Raw genomic sequence first — 17,830 nt, 5'->3', positions numbered from 1 at the left:
GTGTTTGCATCTTGCTTCATGATGAGCGAGACGTAAATCCTCATTGCACGATAGGATGCCCCATGAGCCGTTTTCTGCCGGATCGTTTCACCCTGATGCTGGTGACGACGGTCATCATCGCTTCGCTTCTGCCGGCAAAGGGTGATTTCGCCGAATATTTCGGTGTCGCCACCGATTGCGCCATCGCTCTTCTGTTTTTCCTGCATGGCGCGCGCCTGTCGCGGGATGTGGTGGTGGCCGGCGTGCTGCACTGGCGCCTGCACCTCACCATTCTCGCCGTCACCTATGCGATCTTTCCGCTGCTCGGGCTTGCCGCCGGCTTTATTCCCGGCGAAATCCTGAAGCCGGAGCTTTATGTCGGCATCCTCTTTCTCTGCGTGCTGCCATCCACCGTGCAGTCGTCGATCGCCTTTACTTCAATTGCTGGCGGCAATGTGCCGGCCGCGATCTGCTCGGCATCCGCCTCCAACCTGTTCGGCATGTTTTTGACGCCGCTGCTCGTCGGCCTGCTGATGACGACAAGCGGCACCTCCGGCTTTTCGCTGGATGCGCTGGAAACCATCCTTCTCCAGCTTCTCGCCCCGTTCATCCTCGGCCAGCTGCTGGAGCCGTGGATCGGCAAATGGATCCGGGCGCGCAAAAAACTGCTGATGCCTGTCGATCGTGGCTCGATCCTGATGGTGGTTTATCTCGCCTTTTCCGAATCGGTGAACGAAGGTCTGTGGCAGACCTTTTCCATCACCGATATCGGCGTGGTGATCGCGCTTGATGCAGTGCTGCTCGCCATTGTTCTTTCCATCACCATGTTCGGCAGCCGGCTTCTGGGCTTCAACAAGCAGGATGAGATCACCATCACCTTCTGCGGCTCGAAGAAAAGCCTTGCCTCCGGCGTTCCGATGGCCGGCGCCATCTTTGCCGGCCAGAGCATCGGCGCCATCGTTTTGCCGCTGATGCTGTTCCACCAGATCCAGCTGATGGTCTGCGCCGTCATTGCCCAGAAATACGCAACAAGACAGAAAGCCGTGAGCGTCGACATGGCCGTCGATCCCGCCAAGGTGTGACCGTCGGCCGGACTTTCGCAGCTATGTTACGCCCATAGCAAAAAGGCCCCTCCCGTCTGGGAGAGGCCCTCACAAAATCCACTAATCGGGAACGTGTGGATCAGTTGACCTGCTGCGGAGCCGGCTGGGCCTCGATGGTCTTCGGGGCATCCACCACGTCGGCGGCAATCGCGATGCGACGGGGCTTTAGCGTTTCCGGAATATTGCGCAGAAGATCGATGTGCAGAAGACCGTTCTTCAGCGAGGCGGCCTGCACTTCCACATGGTCTGCCAGCTGGAAGCGACGCTCGAAGGCGCGCTTGGCAATGCCGCGATAGAGATATTCGCTCTTTTCCGCACCCTCTTCCTCGGACTTTTCACCCTTCACGGTCAGCACATTGGCATGGGCCTCGATGCTAAGTTCGGTTTCATCGAAACCGGCCACGGCCATGGTCACGCGGTAGGTGGTCTCACCGGTGCGTTCGATGTTGTAGGGCGGATAGGTCTGGGCCTGCTCAGGCTGGCTCACGCCATCGAGCATGGAAAAGAGACGGTCGAAACCGACGGTGGAGCGATAGAGCGGCGAAAAATCGACGTGACGCATGATGTCCTCCTTGAAGCGACGTTTGCGAAGTTTTGTCTGGAGGCGGCACCCCGTTCTGGCGGTGCCACCCTTGGGTTACGGACCCGTTTGGCGTCCGTGACAGACAGATGGGAGTTGCAAAATTCCGCTTCAAGACCTTCGCGTTTGAAAAAATGGGAGAGGCCCCGGCCGCCGGATTTGTCCCTGAATGGCGGGTGAACGACCGGTTCCGGCAGCGTTCAGGCGCAGTCTTGCATAAAGGCGGCAACCGGACGGATCTGCCTCCGGCCACTGAAGTCACGTCCCTTCTCTTCAGTGTCATTTGGTCGGGGCCGGCGATCCGGCTCCGGCTTTTTTCTTTGACGCGCGCAGCGCAAGATCCTATCGCTTGCTCATGCAGCCTGCCCGATGGTTCGCAAGCCCGGTGGTTTGCACGCACAGACATCCGGCAGCCGGTTGAAGCAGACAAGCGACCCTTGCCGCGTCCGTGCCGGCGCGCGTCGCATAGCAAGGCGACACCCGATGGACGACATCCTCTTTTCCACACCCGGCAATCCCGTTCCGGAAAACCACACAGCCGGTTTTTTCGAAGGCCATCGCGGCACGCGACTGCGTTACGCCCTGTTTCGCTCGGATGTCTCGCCGGCACGCGGCACCGTGGTGCTGGTTCAGGGCCGCAACGAGTTCATCGAGAAATATTACGAGACGATCCGCGATCTCAACGCGCAAGGGCTGTGGGTGGCGACCTACGATCTACGTGGCCAGGGCGGTTCGGAGCGGCTGCTGAAAGAGGTTCGCAAGGGCCATGTGCGCCGCTTTGCCGATTATGAGCGGGATCTGGAACTGTTTCTCGAAAAGATCGTGCTGCCGGATGCCCGCCTACCCTTCTTCCTGATCGCCCATTCCACCGGCGCGCTGATTGCACTTTCGGCGGCCCCTCGCCTGCAGAACCGCATCGACCGCATGGCGCTGGCCGCCCCTTATGTGGCGCTGACCGGCCAATCGCTTCCCGAGCCCTGGATCCGGCGGCTTTCGACGCTCCTCTCCACCCTTGGCTTCGGAGCAAGGACGCTCGGCGCGGACCGCAGCCGACGCCCGTTTCAAAACAACCCGCTGACATCGGACCGGCAGCGCTTTGACCGCAATGCCGAAATGATTGCCGCACGGCCGGATCTGACCATCGGCCCACCGACGGCCCGCTGGCTGTACGAGACGCTGAAAACGGCAGGCCGCGTCTCGGCCCAGGCGCACTTAACAAAAATCACCATACCGACACTGCTGATCGCGCCGATGCTGGATGGCGTCGTGCCCTATCTGGCGCAGGAGCGGCTGTCGCGCAATTTTCGCGCCGGACAATTGATCACCATCACCGGCGCCCGCCACGAGATCTTTCAGGAGCGCGACATTTTTCGCGCTCAGGCTCTGGCGGCCATCCAGGCCTTTATGCCCGGCAGCGAACCGATGCCGGAGTTTTCCGAATCGGCCGCCTGATCTGCCCGCTTACGTCAGATAGGCGATCGCCTCTTCATAAACGGCGCGGCTACCTGCGGCGATAATGCTACCGCCCGCTTCCGGCCGGCCGCCCTCCCAGGTGGTGATGATGCCGCCGGCCTGCTCGATGATCGCAATCAGCGCACCGACGTCATAAGGCTTCAGGTTGTTTTCGATGACGAGATCGATGTGGCCAGCCGCCAGCAGCGTGTAGGCATAACAATCCATCCCGTAGCGGAACAGTTGCACCTTTTCCTCAACGGCACGGTAGCGCTTGAGGTCATCGCCCTCGAAGATGTGCGGCGAGGTGGTAAACAGCGTCGCATTGGCAAGTGTCGCGCAATCGCGCGTGCGGATCTGCCGCTCGCCATCGGGGCCGCGATACCAGGCGTTGTTGCCATCGGCGAAATAACGCTCGCCGGTAAACGGCTGATCCATCAAGCCCATCACGCTGCGACCGTTTGAATAAAACCCGATCAGCGTGCCCCAGGAGGGAACGCCGGAAATGAAGGCGCGGGTGCCGTCGATCGGATCGATGACCCAGACATGCTCGCGGTCGAGCCCAACCGATTCGTGCTCTTCGCCCAGCACGCCGTGATCTGGAAAACTCGCGGTGATGAGATCACGGATGGCGGTTTCAGCGGCGCGATCCGCCTCCGTCACCGGATCGAACCCGCCTGAGAGCTTGTTTGCAACAAGCGTTCCAGTGCGAAAGCGCGGCAGGGTTTCGCGGCGTGCGGCATCGGCAAGGGCATCGAAAAAGGCGCGGTCAGGCAGCATGGGACATCCCGTTCTTGAAGCGATCCATCCTTTCTAGCCGAACGTTGCTGCCGGGCAAGGCTGATCTGTCAAAAGGCACCTGCCTTACAATTAATCACGAACAATAAATGCTTGACAATTGAGCAGTATCGCGGCAAAGTCACTCTCGCAGTCTTCGGACTGTAAATACCCTCCTTGGGTGTTTCCTCCCTAGACTTAGCCGCGCCCGTAGGCGCGGTTTTTTTTGGCCACACGTTAGCCGCAGGCGTGCAAAGGCCTGAAGGAACAGCGCAGGGGTTGCGGAAAAAGAAGTAGGAAAAGCGAGGCCTATTCGGCCGCCAGCGCCGCATCGACGCTGAAACCGACGGAAAATTCCACCATCTGGCGCATGAAGGTGGAGAGCGCGCCGGCAATCAGATCAAAATCCGGCCGCCGCTGCAATGTCACCTCATCCACGTAAAGCGCACGGTTGACCTCGATCTGCAGCGCATGCAGGCCGCGCACCGGGCGCCCGTAATGTTCGGTGATGAAACCGCCCGCATAGGGTTTGTTGCGCACGGCGTTAAAGCCCATGTCTTCGAGAAAATGCAGCGCCGCGCGTGACAGTTCGGCCGATGCGCTGGTGCCGTAACGGTCCCCGATGATGAAATCCGGGCGCACATCCGAGCCCGCAAGCCGGATCGTGCCCGGCATGGAATGGCAATCGATGAGGATCGCCAGACCAAAACGCGCATGGGTGCGCGCAATCAGCCGGCGAAGGCAGGCGTGGTAGGGTTTGTAGATGGTTTCGATGCGTGACAGCGCCTCATCCACCGAAAGCCGGCGCGCATAGATCTCCATGTTTTCGGCAACGATGCGCGGCACGGTGCCAAGGCCGCCCGCCACCCGCATGGAACCGATATTGGCATAGGATGGCAGCGCGCCATCAAACATGCGCGGGTCGAGTTCATAGGGCTCGCGATTGACATCGAGATAGGCGCGGGGAAAATTTGCCACAAGAAACGGCGCACCCAGCATGGTCGCATCGGCAAACAGCTCATCGACATAATGATCTTCCGAGCGGCGGATGCCGATCTGGTCGAGACGTGAAGCCTTCAGAAACTCTGCCGGATACTGGCGCCCGCTATGGGGAGAGTTGAACACGAAGGGAATTGTCTGCGTGTCAGGCTCGCGTACCTCGAAGGGGTCAAAATCGCCCGTCACCCAATCCATCTGCCCTTTACCATGCCGTGAACTTGTCTTAACCCCATGTTGCCAGTTGCCAGCAGTGAAGTCCATACTATCTACAACCACGCCCATGGACGTTGTCGCCGCGCGCATTCACAGGTTTTTTACTGCGGATCCGTAAGGTGCAGAACCTCCGAACCATGAGAAACCATAAACGGTCCTGATGATGCAAAAAATCCTTCTTGCCGAAGATGATAACGATATGCGCCGCTTCCTGGTTAAGGCGCTGGAAAAGGCCGGCTACAAGGTGGCGTCCTTCGACAATGGCGCAAGCGCCTATGACCGGCTGCGCGAAGAACCGTTTTCGCTGCTGCTCACCGACATCGTCATGCCCGAGATGGACGGCATCGAACTGGCACGCCGCGCCACCGAACTCGATCCGGACCTCAAGGTGATGTTCATCACCGGCTTTGCCGCCGTGGCGCTGAATTCCGATTCGAAGGCCCCGAAGGATGCCAAGGTGCTGTCCAAGCCCTTCCACCTGCGCGATCTTGTGGACGAAGTGAACAAGCTTCTGGCCGCCTGAGCCGGGATTCCGGGCTTCCGGAAGCGACTGTCAAAAAACAGTCATGACCGGCGAAAAAAGCGGTTGACGGACAGAGCCTGTTATGGTCTATGCCGCGTCACGGAAGGGCGTGTAGCTCAGCGGGAGAGCACTACGTTGACATCGTAGGGGTCACAGGTTCAATCCCTGTCACGCCCACCATTCCATTCTAAACGTTGAGAAATCCGCTTCGGCGGATTTCTCCGTTTTAGGGCTCTCGACGGATTTTCATCGCCTTCTTTCTCCGCCTGTTAGCCGGCCGCCCTGTCGGCAAAAAAGCACCGCTGCTCGGTGCCGCCGCTTGCCCTTCAGCACCGTCTTTGAAACTTATCCACAGGGTGAAGCCCCACCTTTCACATCCGCTGCGAGAATGCCGGGGATGCATTTTTCCATCGGCTGCCTATCTCTTGCTCATCAACCACCTGCCATGGGAGCGAGACGATGGGACTTTTTGATAGCCTGATGGGACATGGATCCAAGGTCGATCCTGCCGATCTTGCCAAACGCCTCGATGGCGTGCTGATCGATGGCGAGGCGCCGCAACTGGCATTTCGCATCGTGCGGGATTTTTTCGTCTTCACCCAGCACCGGCTGATCCTTGTGGATATCCAGGGCATGACCGGCAGCAAGGTCGAGTATACCAGCGTGCCCTACCGCGCCATCACACGCTTTTCGGTGGAAACCGCCGGCACGTTTGATCTCGAATCGGAACTGCGGATCTGGGTCTCGGGAAGTGCGACCCCGATCCAGCGGACGCTTGGCAAGGGAAGCAACGTGCGCGGTATCCAGCGGGCGCTTGCCACCGGCGTCTGCCGTTAAATGGCTTCACCGGCTCCGCCCTCCCCTTCAAGCCCTATTGCCTGATCGGGGCGCACGCGTTCCCAGGTAAAAGTCCGGCCGTGTTCCGAGACTGCTTGAGAACTTCTCTTCACAATTGCGTTAACACCTCCTCCACTCGGAAACAGACTCGTCATTCGTGTCGTTCTACCACTGTACAACTTTAAAAAGTGGAGGAGAAAATGCAAAAATTCATGAGTGTACTGTTGGTCAGTGCCGCTTTTGCTGCACCTTTGCCATACCAGTCTTTCGCACAGGATATCGGCGTCTCCGTTGGCGGCATCAGCGCCGGCGTTGATGTGAACACGAGCAATGGCGTGGGTGTTGGAGCCGACGTGTCTGCTGGCGGCAGCAATGGCGTTAACGCCAGCGCGGATGCAAATGTCGGCGGCGGAAGCGTTGCCGGCGCCGATGTCAACGCCTCGGTTGGCGGCAGCAATGGCGTGAACGCCGGGGCCGATGCCAATGTTGGCGGCGGAAGCGGCATTGACGCGGGCGCCACAGCCTCCATCGGCGGCAGCCGCGGCGTTAATGCCGATGTTGGCGTCGGTGTCGGTGGCGGACGCGGCGTTGACGTGGATGCAAATGTCGGGATCGGAGGCACGCGGCCCGGCGGCGGCAACCCGGGCGGTAATCCCGGCGGCAACCCGGGCGCCAATCCAGGGAATGGCACTCCGGGCAACGGTAGCCCCGGAAGCCTGACGCCCGCCCAGATGCAGACGCTGCGCAATATGTCGGGCGACGAGCGCCGGCAGATGATGGTGCGCTGCGCCACCATCAACGCATCAAGCTATGATGCGGCACTGGTCAATCTCTGTCGCCTGCTACGCCAGACAGCGTCGCGCTGATCCGCAACAGCTTGAAGGCATACACTAAAGAACAAGGGCGGGCCGGATCTCAGGCTCGCCCTTGTCGATTGTTACTCTCCTCATGCCTTGAGAGGCTATCCTGGAGACATTACCAGCGGTCACCACCCCAGTGCCGCGGTGGCGGGCCCCAATCGCCCCGTGGCGGTGGGCCCCAATCGCCACGCGGGCGATGACGGGGTGGCGGCGGTCCCCAGCCCCAGTCGGGCGGTGGCGGGCGGTAGTAGCGCGGCGGCGGCGGACCGCGACGCGGCACACATTCGCCCCAGCGGGTCAGGCGCCAGCCGCGACCGCAGGCATAATCCACCTTCTGGACCAGACCGGGCTCAAAAGCCTGCTGTTGCGTGAAGGAAAACGAAGACGGCAGGGGCTGGGCAAAGCTCGTGCCCGTGCCCGTCAGGGCCGGTACGGTGGCAAGTGCGGCAGCAAGAATAAGGGCCTTCATGGTCATCTACCTCGTGTCAGTCGACGGGCAGAGAATTGAGCCGGCCGCCTGAACCTTCGCTGAATCCTCCATTCATCCTTCATCGGGCCTGCAGATGTTACAAACGGGCGGAAAACTGGCGGCCAACGTATGATTTTCATGAAAAACGTTTATGGCGGCCTCGAATTCGACGGAAATCGCCTAGCTATGACTGGAACCGCGAGAAGAGCTTGAAACCCGGACAGGACTTGTGCTTTGACCCGCCCGCGAAGCGTGGCGGAAAACCGGCGACACAGCCGCAACTGATTGCCATCAGGCAGAAGACCCATGCAGGAGGGCGAACAGCCCGATGAAGACGCTCTCCACCGCATCGTTTATCCGTCTGGTCCAGACCTGGACAAAACTTGCCAAGAAAAAGGCCTTTGCCCGCGGCAGCGAAATCGGCCTGGTGCTGTCCGCCATGGTGATCGGGCTTGCCGCGGGTGCCGCCGTCAGTGGCATGAGCTGGATTTCACGCAGCCTGCACAGCCTGATCTTCGGCATCACAATGGGGGATTGGCTGAGTTCCTCGACCATCGAAAACAAGCTGATCGTGCTCGCCGCCCCCATTGCCGGCGGTGTGCTTCTCGGCATCGTCCTCTTTATCCTCGCCAAACGGCGCAAGCGCGCCATCATCGACCCCATCGAGGCAAACGCGCTTTATGGCGGGCGCATTTCGCTGACCGACAGCATTATCGTTGCCGGCCAGAACCTCATCTCCAACGGCTTTGGCGCCTCTGTGGGGCTGGAGGCCGGTTATACGCAGCTTTCCGCGGGCATTGCCTCCAAGCTCGGCACCAAACTCAATCTGCGGCGCGAGGACATGCGCATCCTCGTTGGCTGCGGGGCAGCCGGCGCCATTGCCGCTGCCTTCAATGCGCCGCTGACCGGCGCCTTCTACGCCTTCGAGCTGATCATCGGCACCTACAGCATGGTGGCGCTGGCGCCCGTCGTGGTGGCCGCCATTATCGCAACCTTTGCGGCGCGTGCCTTTTCCGGCAACAGCTTTATCATCGAAGTCGGTGAGATCGGCATCATCACACCGGCAGACTACGTGCCGGCCATTGCACTCGGCGCCATCTGCGCCGGCGTCGGCATCCTCATCATGCAGGGCGTTGCCCTGGTCGAGGAGATGGCGCGCAAAAGCTCGTTGCCACCTTACGTGCGTCCGGCGCTCGGCGGCATTGTCGTCGGGCTTCTGGCGATGATCACGCCACAGGTTCTGTCTGCCGGCCATGGCGCGCTGCACCTCAACCTCGACAGCGAGGCCCCGGCAAAAATCCTCATTGGCATCCTGCTCTTGAAATCGCTGGCCTCTGCCGTCTCCATCGGCTCCGGCTTTCGCGGCGGCCTGTTTTTTGCGTCGCTGTTCATGGGTTCGCTGATCGGCAAGATCTTTGGCACGCCGGCCGATTTTATCACCACCGGCACGCTGACGCCCACCGTCCTTGCCGTCGTCGGCATGAGTTCGCTGGCCGTTGCCATCATCGGCGGGCCGCTCACCATGACGTTTCTGGCGCTCGAAATCACCGCCGATTTTCCGATCACGGCGCTGGTTCTGGCGGCCGTCATCACCTCGTCGCTCGTCGTTCGCAACACATTCGGTTATTCCTTTGCCACCTGGCGTTTTCACCTGCGCGGCGAAAGCATCCGCAGCGCCCATGACGTCGGCTGGATCCGCAACCTCACGGTGGACAAGTTGATGCGCGCGGATGTGAAATGCGCAAAACTCGGCACCTCGCTTGCGGAATTTCGCGAGGCGTTTCCGCTGGGCTCGGCCAAGCGCGTCATCCTGCTCGACGACCAGGATCGTTATGCCGGCCTGATCTCGCTGCCGGATATCTATGCCGATGAGGCCGATGTTGCCCAGCCACGCACCGATGTCGCGGATTTCATCAGCCACAAGAACGATTTCCTGCTGCCGCAGATGAATGCCAAACAGGCCGCCGAAATCTTCGACCAGGCCCGCGCCGAAGCGCTGCCTGTGATCAACAACCTCATCGAGCGGCGGGTTCTCGGCCAGCTCAGCGAAGCCCATACCCTGCGCCGCTACAGCGAAGAACTGGACCGCCGCCGCCGCGAGGCCGTGGGCGAGGTCTGAAACTTCGGCGCGCCGACCGCCACATTGTCTCTCATTCCGCCACGCCCATGAAAAAAGGCACCGGATTGCTCCGGTGCCCGTTCGTCATGAAAAGTCTTGGGGTAAGAAAGCTTATGCAGCGTTCTTGGCGTAATCGGCAGTCGGTACTTCGGCGATCGTCTTCAGAACGACCGAAGCGATCTGGTAAGGGCAGCCCTGCGAATTCGGGCGGCGGTCTTCCAGGTAACCCTTGTAACCGTTGTTGACGAAGGAATGCGGAACGCGGATCGAGGCACCACGGTCAGCAACGCCGTAGGAGAACTTGTTCCACGGAGCGGTTTCGTGCTTGCCGGTCAGGCGCAGGTGGTTGTCCGGACCGTAGACGGCGATATGCTCTTCCCAGTTCTTGGCAAAAGCGGCCATGAGGGCTTCGAAATACTCCTTGCCGCCAACTTCGCGCAGGAAGGTGGTGGAGAAGTTGCAGTGCATGCCCGAGCCGTTCCAGTCGGTATCGCCGAGCGGCTTGCAATGGAATTCGACGTCGATGCCGTACTGTTCGCAAAGGCGCAGCAGCAGGTAACGGGCGATCCAGATCTGGTCGGCGGCGCGCTTGGAGCCCTTGCCGAAAATCTGGAATTCCCACTGGCCCTTGGCCACTTCGGCATTGATGCCTTCGTGGTTGATGCCGGCAGCAAGGCACAGATCCAGGTGCTCTTCAACGATTTCGCGGGCAACCGAACCGACGTTCTTGTAGCCGACGCCCGTGTAATACGGACCCTGCGGAGCGGGATAACCCTGTTCCGGGAAGCCGAGCGGACGACCGTTTTCGTAGAAGAAATATTCCTGTTCGAAACCGAACCAGGCGCCTTCGTCGTCAAGGATCGTGGCGCGGCTGTTGGTTGCATGCGGCGTGACGCCATCGGGCATCATGACTTCGCACATGACCAGCGCACCGTTGGTGCGGGCCGGATCGGGATAGATGGCGACGGGCTTCAGGACGCAATCGGAGCTATGACCTTCGGCCTGCATGGTGGACGAACCGTCAAAACCCCAGAGCGGCAGCTGCTCCAGCGTCGGGAATTCGTCGAATTCCTTGATCTGCGTCTTGCCACGAAGATTGGCGACCGGCTTGTAACCATCGAGCCAAATATACTCGAGCTTGTATTTCGTCATAGTCATCTCTCGTTTCTATGCTGCGAGGTGTGAGCACATCCCGCGCCAGGGCACCACATCATGGGCGCCACCGCCGGGACTGTCAGAGGAAATGCATATTGCGTGCCAGTTGACGGCATCGGCCGCGTTTTGCGGTTTTCGAGGCCCGCACCATGCCGATTGCCGGCGCGATCCTGGTAGGCGACAGGGGCTTTCTGCCCCCGCTCCGGGGAACCGCAGGCACTGCGCCGTGTTGAAGGGAAAGGGTCGGGGTGCGCGCAACAGCCGCTCCGCCCTCATTCCTCAGTCCTCACTTATCACAGTTGCCAAATGTCCAGATTCTAGGCATAATGCATAAAATTAGACCACCAAAAAGATGCAAAATAATGCATCGTGATCGAAATTTAGGCATAATCGCCTTTTGGAATGGAAGAATGTACAAAGGATAAGACCATGGCCACGGCAATCGAACCCACCACTGCGCAGATCATTCCCTTCCCCGTTGGCGGCGTCCGCCGACTGCGTGAGCGCAACCAGCGTCCCGAGGTCAAGCTCGAGGCTGAGGCTGCCCACCACACGGATCTCGCGTTCGGCGGTTGCTGGTATCATGAAGAAGCCATCTCTGGCCCGACCCCTCCGACCGGCAAGCTCAGCTGAGCACATTTGCACATCCGACAGGCACTTGAGCGCAAATATTGTGCGAAAGCCTTTTGATTGGGCATTTCGCACGCAATGCCCGCTTCCACGGTTCCGGGTCGCTCCCACAAGCGCCTGATATTAGGGCAGCCAGAAACATAAAAGGGCAGGAAATCAAGATCTTCGCACCATACAGCCGGGATCTTGTGAAAGGCCTTGGTGTGAAAACAACCATTATGGCCTGCCGTTTCGGAATCATCTTGCACTTTGCTTTGGCAAGGCGCGCCCGCTTTGCGGGATAAGCGCCGAAGTGCCTTGCTTTCTTCTCCTGCATTGCACAAACTCCGGCCCTTCATGCGCGCCGGGTCCATCTGAAGGGGCCCGACTAGGAGTTCCATGTCGATCAAGGCCAGCATTTATCACCTGACGCATTATAAATATGACAGGCCGGTCCGCCTCGGGCCGCAGATCATTCGCTTGAAACCGGCCGCGCATTCCAGAACGCGCGTGATCAGTCACTCGCTCAAGGTTTCGCCGGCGAACCATTTCGTCAATCTTCAGCAGGACCCTTACGGCAATTATCTTGCCCGCTACGTTTTTCCAGAACCGGTGACGGAACTGAAGATCGAAGTCGATCTCGTTGCCGACATGACGGTCTACAATCCGTTCGATTTCTTCGTAGAAGAAGAGGCCAGCCGCTGGCCCTTCGATTATCCGGAAGATCTCGTCGAGGATCTCTCCATCTACCGCAAGCCGGAACCGGCAGGCCCGCTGCTCTCGGCCTTCATGAAAACGGTGGACTGGTCACCGGATCAGCCGACCGTTGATATGGTGGTTGGCCTCAACGCCCGCCTGCAGCGCGATATCGGTTATGTCATCCGCATGGAGCCCGGCGTGCAGACGCCGGAAAAGACGCTGGAGACGGCGCTCGGATCGTGCCGCGATACAAGCTGGCTGCTGGTGCAGGTGCTGCGCCATCTCGGTCTTGCCGCTCGTTTCGTCTCCGGTTACCTCATCCAGCTGACGCCGGACCTGAAGGCGCTTGACGGCCCCTCCGGCACGGAAGTGGATTTCACCGACTTGCATGCCTGGGCGGAAGTCTATCTTCCCGGCGCCGGCTGGATCGGCCTTGACCCGACCTCCGGGCTTTTGACCGGCGAAAGCCACATTCCGCTCGCCGCCACCCCGCATTTCCGCAATGCCGCGCCGATTTCCGGCGGTTATTTCGGTGAAGCCGAGACCGCGTTCGAATTCGACATGCGCGTCACGCGCGTCGCCGAACATCCGCGCATCACCAAGCCGTTTTCCGAGGAAAGCTGGCAGGCGCTCGACACGCTCGGCCGCAAGGTGGATCAGGTGCTGGCGGCTGAAGATGTGCGGCTTACCATGGGTGGCGAACCGACTTTCGTCTCCATCGACGATTTCCAGTCGGAGGAATGGAATACGGCAGCCGTTGGCCCGACCAAACGCGACAAGGCCGATATCCTCATCCGCAAGCTGCGCGAACGTTTTGCGCCGGGCGGTTTCCTGCATTACGGCCAGGGCAAGTGGTATCCGGGCGAAAGCCTGCCGCGCTGGACCTTTTCGCTTTATTGGCGCCGTGACGAAAAGCCGATCTGGCGCGATCCCAGCCTGATTGCCGAGGAAGGCCAGGACTACGAGGTGACCGAAGAGGATGCCGGGCGCCTTCTGTCTGCCATTGCCAGCGAACTCGACATTACGCCTGACATGGTGGTGCCGGCCTTCGAGGATCCGGGCGAATGGATTTTGCGTGAGGCAAACCTGCCCGACAATGTCGATCCGGCCAATTCCAAGCTGAAGGACCCGGAAGAGCGCAATCGCCTCGCCCGCGTGTTCGAACGCGGCCTCACCCGCCCCTCCGGGTATGTGCTGCCGGTGCAGGCGTGGAACAGCCGCGCCTCCGGGCCGCGCTGGGTCAGCGAAAAATGGCGCACGCGGCGCGGCCGCGTCTTTCTGGTGCCGGGCGACAGCCCCGTCGGCTATCGCCTGCCGCTGAACGCGCTGCCCTATATCCCGCCCTCGCAATATCCCTATATCAACCCGATGGACCCGAGCATCGAGCGCACACCGCTGCCGGATTTCCACGAGGAACCGACGGCCGAGGGCAAGAAGGAGCGCAAGCTTTCGGCGGCACATTTCGAGCCGACCGCCGAAAATGCGCAGCCGCAACAGCGGGTGAGCGAAGAAATCATCGGTTTTGTGCGCACGGCCATCAGCGTGGAAGCGCGTGACGGGCGCCTTTGCGTCTTCATGCCGCCGACCGTCAGCATCGAGGAATATCTCGATCTGATCGCGTCTGCTGAACGCGCCGCGACCCAGCTTGGCCTTGCCGTCCACATCGAAGGTTATGCGCCGCCGCAGGACGAGCGGCTGAACGTTATCCGCGTCGCTCCCGATCCCGGCGTCATCGAGGTCAACATTCACCCCGCCTCCAACTGGCAGGACTGCGTCGACATCACGACGGCCATCTATGAGGAAGCCCGCCAGAGCAGGCTCGGGGCCGACAAGTTCATGATCGACGGGCGCCATACCGGCACCGGCGGTGGCAACCATGTGGTGGTCGGCGGTGCCAATCCGAATGACAGCCCGTTCCTGCGCCGTCCAGATCTCCTGAAAAGCCTTGTCCTGCACTGGCAGCGCCATCCGGCGCTGTCCTATCTGTTCTCCGGCCTGTTCATCGGCCCGACCAGTCAGGCCCCGCGCATCGATGAGGCCCGCCACGACAGCCTCTACGAACTCGAAATCGCCATGGCGCAGGTGCCCCTGCCCGGCACGGGGCCAGCCCCCCTGCCCTGGCTGGTGGACCGCCTGTTCCGCAATCTTCTGACCGACGTCACCGGCAATACCCACCGCTCGGAAATCTGCATCGACAAGCTGTTTTCGCCGGATGGGCCGACAGGCCGGCTTGGCCTTGTGGAATTCCGTGGTTTCGAAATGCCGCCGAACGCCCGCATGTCGCTGGCCCAGCAACTTCTGGTGCGCGCGCTCATCGCCCGCTTCTGGAAAAACCCGCTGCAGGGCTCCTTCGTGCGCTGGGGCACGGCGCTCGCCGACCGTTTCATGCTACCGCATTACGTCTGGGCGGATTTCATGGACGTGCTCGCGGACTTGAGGCAGAACGGTTTCGATTTCCGCCCGGAATGGTTTGCCGCACAGCTGGAATTCCGCTTCCCCTTCTTCGGCGAGGTGGAATACGAGGGCGTGAAGCTGGAACTGCGCCAGGCGCTGGAACCGTGGAACGTGATGGGCGAACAGGGCGCCATTGGTGGCACCGTACGTTATGTGGATTCCTCCGTGGAACGCCTGCAGGTCACGCTGCAGACGGATAATCCTCAGCGTTACCGGGTTACCTGCAATGGCCGTGCCGTGCCGCTTGCGCCGACAGGCACATCCGGCGTTTCGGTTGCCGGCGTGCGCTTCAAGGCCTGGCAGCCGGCGGCCGGCCTGCATCCGGTTCTCCCGGTCAACACGCCGCTCACCTTCGATATCTATGACACCTGGTCCAGCCGCTCCATCGGCGGTTGCGTTTATCATGTGGCGCATCCGGGCGGACGCAATTACGAGACTTTCCCCGTCAATGGTAACGAGGCGGAGGCCCGCAGGCTTGCGCGCTTTGAACCTTGGGGGCATACGGCTGGCCGTTACGACGTGACGCCAGAACGGGTCTCGCCGGAGTTTCCGCTGACGCTCGACATGCGCCGGCCGATAGGAGTGTGATGTGGCAGTGATCCGGGCGGGCGACCTGAAGGCGCAAAGCGAGGCGATTGGCGAGGATCCCATCCTCGGTTATCGCGCGCTGCCCGGCGTTTCCGACGAAATGCTCGACCGCGACGGTGAGATCCGGCCGGTCTGGCAGACCATGATCGATGCGCTCAGTCGCCTGTCGGAGGCCGAACTGCACGAACGTTTTGCCCGCGCCGATCGTTATCTGCGCGATGCCGGCGTGTTCTACCGGGCCTATGGCCCCAAGGGCAGCGGCGAACGCAGCTGGCCGATCTCGCACGTTCCGGTTCTGATCGACGGCAAGGAGTGGGAAAAGGTCTCCGCGGGCCTTATCCAGCGCGCCGATCTTCTGGAAAAGATCGTCGCCGATATCTACGGTGACAACACGCTGGTGCAGGAGGGCATCCTGCCGCCGGCGCTTGTCGCCAACAATCCGGAATTTTTGCGCCCGCTCGTCGGCGTCAAACCGGCCAATGGACATTACCTGCATTTCTGTTCGTTCGAGATCGGCCGCGGTCCCGATGGCAACTGGTGGGTGCTGGCCGACCGCACGCAGGCGCCCTCCGGTGCCGGTTTTGCGCTCGAAAACCGCGTGGCGACCACGCGCGCCTTCTCCGACATTTATGGCGAAACCCATGTCCATCGGCTCGCCTCCTTCTTTGGCGCGTTTCGCAATGCTCTGCAGGCGCACAAAAAAAGCCCTGATGATCGTATCGCGGTTCTGACGCCCGGCCCCGCCAACGAAACCTATTTCGAACACGCCTATATCGCCCGTTACCTCGGCTTCATGCTGCTCGAGGGCGAGGATCTGACTGTTGTCAACGACAAGGTGATGGTGCGCACGGTGGCGGGCCTCAAGCCCGTCGGCGTTCTCTGGCGCCGTCTCGATGCCGCCTATGCCGATCCGCTGGAACTCAACCAAAGCTCGCATATCGGAACACCCGGCATGGTGCAGGCGCTGCGCGCCGGTTCGGTTTCCATCGTCAATGCACTGGGGTCCGGCATCCTTGAAACGCGGGCACTGCTCGCCTTCACGCCCACCATCTGTCATCATCTGCTGAACGAAGAGCTGATCCTGCCCTCCATCGCCACATGGTGGTGCGGGCAAAAGGCCGAGCGCCAGCACGTGGCCGACAATATTGGCCGCATGGTCATCGGCCCCGCCTATTCGCGCCTGCCCTTCTTTGATGACGGCGGCCAGTCCGTTCTGGGAGCACCCCGTAAGAACGCAAAACAATCGGTCGAGGAATGGCTGACCGCCGAAGGCAGTCAGCTCGTGGGTCAGGAAGTCGTCACCCTCTCCACCACACCGGCCTATGTCGATGGCAAGCTGACGCCGCGGCCGATGTCGCTGCGCGTTTTTGCCGCCCGCACCGAAAACGGCTGGCAGATCATGCCCGGCGGTTTTGCCCGTATCGGCTCCGGCGCCGATGTGGCAGCCATTGCCATGCAGGCGGGCGGTACCGCCGCCGACGTCTGGATCGTCTCCGACAAGCCGGTGGAGCGCCAGACGCTTTTGCCACCGGAGGAAAGTTTTTCACGCAACATGCCCGGCAGCCTGCCGAGCCGGGCTGCCGACAACCTGTTCTGGCTTGGCCGTTACATCGAGCGGGCGGAAGGGGCGCTGCGCATTCTGCGCGCCTGGCACATGCGCTACGCCGAATCCGCCGATCCCGAGCAGCCGCTGCTAGCCGACGTGGCGCGCTACCTCGAAGGCACCGACATGGAGATGGTCAAGGCCGTGCCGGAGCCTTTGATCCGTAACATCGACAGCGCCATCTATTCCGCCAGCAACATCCGCGACCGGTTTTCGCCCGATGGCTGGCTGGCGTTGAACGATCTGGCAAAGACCGCCCGCCGCTTCCATGAGGCCGTGCAGGGTGGCGATGACGCCGCCCATGCGATGACCGTGCTGTTGCGCAAGCTTGCGGGTTTTGCCGGTCTCGTGCATGAAAACATGTATCGCTTCACCGGCTGGCGTTTTCTCTCCATCGGCCGTTATCTGGAACGCGGGCTGCACATGACGCGGCTTCTCGGCCATATGTCAGGCCCCGATGCGCCCGATGGATCGCTCGATATGCTCTTGGAAATCGGCGACAGCGTGATGACCCATCGCCGCCGCTACAATGTCAACACGGCGCGCCTCACCGTCACCGATCTTCTGGCGCTCGATCCGCTCAACCCGCGCTCGGTGCTGTTCCAGCTGAACGAGATCCGCACGGAAGTGGAGCAATTGCCGCATCCGTTCGGCAACGGGCAGATGTCGGCGCTGGACCGTGAAGCCATGCGCCTGCATTCCAGCCTTGCGGTGATGACGCCGGAAGGCATGAGCACCGACATTTACAGCAAGCTGGAGATGGAGATGGAAAAGCTTTCCGATCTCATCGGCCAGACCTATTTCGGATAAT

Annotated in this window: 14 protein-coding genes and 1 tRNA gene; 10 read left to right on the top strand and 5 right to left on the bottom strand. The window is 60.9% G+C overall.

Annotation, left to right across the window (positions count from 1 at the left end; genetic code table 11):
- Nucleotides 1–62 precede the first annotated feature (62 nt).
- Nucleotides 63–1,061 (top strand): bile acid:sodium symporter family protein, encoded by a 999-nt coding sequence (locus AC4CWH_RS01610; protein WP_491320114.1) that lies wholly within the window; start codon nucleotides 63–65, stop codon nucleotides 1,059–1,061.
- A gap of 100 nt (nucleotides 1,062–1,161) precedes the next feature.
- Here the strand turns inward: AC4CWH_RS01610 and AC4CWH_RS01605 are convergent, their stop codons facing one another.
- Nucleotides 1,162–1,644, bottom strand: coding sequence for an Hsp20 family protein (locus AC4CWH_RS01605; protein WP_491320113.1), 483 nt, complete (start codon nucleotides 1,642–1,644; stop codon nucleotides 1,162–1,164).
- A 501-nt stretch (nucleotides 1,645–2,145) separates the two neighbouring features.
- Between AC4CWH_RS01605 and AC4CWH_RS01600 the strand changes: the two genes are divergently transcribed.
- A complete protein-coding gene (locus AC4CWH_RS01600; protein WP_491320112.1) occupies nucleotides 2,146–3,114 on the top strand; it encodes an alpha/beta fold hydrolase in 969 nt (322 codons plus the stop codon).
- Nucleotides 3,115–3,123: 9 nt separating this feature from the next.
- Here AC4CWH_RS01600 and hisN read toward each other — a convergent pair whose 3' ends face one another.
- On the bottom strand, nucleotides 3,124–3,894 hold the full coding sequence (hisN, locus tag AC4CWH_RS01595; protein ID WP_491320111.1) for a histidinol-phosphatase: 771 nt from the start codon (nucleotides 3,892–3,894) through the stop codon (nucleotides 3,124–3,126).
- A gap of 306 nt (nucleotides 3,895–4,200) precedes the next feature.
- Nucleotides 4,201–5,085: an N-formylglutamate amidohydrolase gene (locus AC4CWH_RS01590; protein WP_491320110.1), complete on the bottom strand. Its 885-nt coding sequence runs from the start codon at nucleotides 5,083–5,085 to the stop codon at nucleotides 4,201–4,203.
- A gap of 178 nt (nucleotides 5,086–5,263) precedes the next feature.
- Here AC4CWH_RS01590 and cpdR1 point away from each other — a divergent pair, with 178 nt between their 5' ends.
- From cpdR1 to AC4CWH_RS01570, 4 genes are all read left to right on the top strand, one after another.
- Complete coding sequence (gene cpdR1, locus AC4CWH_RS01585; protein ID WP_210105567.1) at nucleotides 5,264–5,626, top strand: response regulator CpdR1; 363 nt, start codon at nucleotides 5,264–5,266, stop codon at nucleotides 5,624–5,626.
- Nucleotides 5,627–5,731: 105 nt separating this feature from the next.
- Nucleotides 5,732–5,806: transfer RNA gene (locus AC4CWH_RS01580), tRNA-Val, on the top strand.
- A gap of 279 nt (nucleotides 5,807–6,085) precedes the next feature.
- Nucleotides 6,086–6,463, top strand: coding sequence for a PH domain-containing protein (locus AC4CWH_RS01575; RefSeq protein WP_491320109.1), 378 nt, complete (start codon nucleotides 6,086–6,088; stop codon nucleotides 6,461–6,463).
- Nucleotides 6,464–6,675: 212 nt separating this feature from the next.
- Entirely contained in the window at nucleotides 6,676–7,329 is a 654-nt protein-coding gene (locus tag AC4CWH_RS01570; RefSeq protein ID WP_491320108.1) for a polysaccharide biosynthesis GNAT family N-acetyltransferase UppQ, read from the top strand.
- Nucleotides 7,330–7,438: 109 nt separating this feature from the next.
- Here AC4CWH_RS01570 and AC4CWH_RS01565 read toward each other — a convergent pair whose 3' ends face one another.
- On the bottom strand, nucleotides 7,439–7,792 hold the full coding sequence (locus AC4CWH_RS01565; protein WP_491283881.1) for a hypothetical protein: 354 nt from the start codon (nucleotides 7,790–7,792) through the stop codon (nucleotides 7,439–7,441).
- A gap of 328 nt (nucleotides 7,793–8,120) precedes the next feature.
- Between AC4CWH_RS01565 and AC4CWH_RS01560 the strand changes: the two genes are divergently transcribed.
- Nucleotides 8,121–9,911: a chloride channel protein gene (locus AC4CWH_RS01560; RefSeq protein ID WP_491320107.1), complete on the top strand. Its 1,791-nt coding sequence runs from the start codon at nucleotides 8,121–8,123 to the stop codon at nucleotides 9,909–9,911.
- A 111-nt stretch (nucleotides 9,912–10,022) separates the two neighbouring features.
- Here the strand turns inward: AC4CWH_RS01560 and AC4CWH_RS01555 are convergent, their stop codons facing one another.
- Nucleotides 10,023–11,063, bottom strand: coding sequence for a glutamine synthetase beta-grasp domain-containing protein (locus tag AC4CWH_RS01555; protein WP_491285200.1), 1,041 nt, complete (start codon nucleotides 11,061–11,063; stop codon nucleotides 10,023–10,025).
- Nucleotides 11,064–11,495: 432 nt separating this feature from the next.
- On the opposite strand from AC4CWH_RS01555, the gene AC4CWH_RS01550 reads away from it, so the two are divergent.
- The 3 genes from AC4CWH_RS01550 to AC4CWH_RS01540 all read left to right on the top strand — a co-directional run bounded on the left by AC4CWH_RS01550 (nucleotide 11,496) and on the right by AC4CWH_RS01540 (nucleotide 17,829).
- On the top strand, nucleotides 11,496–11,699 hold the full coding sequence (locus AC4CWH_RS01550; RefSeq protein ID WP_491283879.1) for a DUF2735 domain-containing protein: 204 nt from the start codon (nucleotides 11,496–11,498) through the stop codon (nucleotides 11,697–11,699).
- A 375-nt stretch (nucleotides 11,700–12,074) separates the two neighbouring features.
- Nucleotides 12,075–15,416: a transglutaminase family protein gene (locus tag AC4CWH_RS01545; RefSeq protein WP_491320106.1), complete on the top strand. Its 3,342-nt coding sequence runs from the start codon at nucleotides 12,075–12,077 to the stop codon at nucleotides 15,414–15,416.
- A gap of 10 nt (nucleotides 15,417–15,426) precedes the next feature.
- Nucleotides 15,427–17,829 carry a circularly permuted type 2 ATP-grasp protein gene (locus tag AC4CWH_RS01540; protein WP_491321325.1) on the top strand — a complete coding sequence of 801 codons (2,403 nt, stop codon included), beginning with the start codon at nucleotides 15,427–15,429 and terminating at the stop codon, nucleotides 17,827–17,829.
- Nucleotide 17,830 lies beyond the last annotated feature (1 nt).

It is taken from the genome of Neorhizobium sp. PAMB6716 (assembly GCF_058242805.1).
The sequence above is the reverse complement of the archived record's forward strand: the minus strand, read 5'-3'. Positions and strand labels throughout refer to the sequence as shown.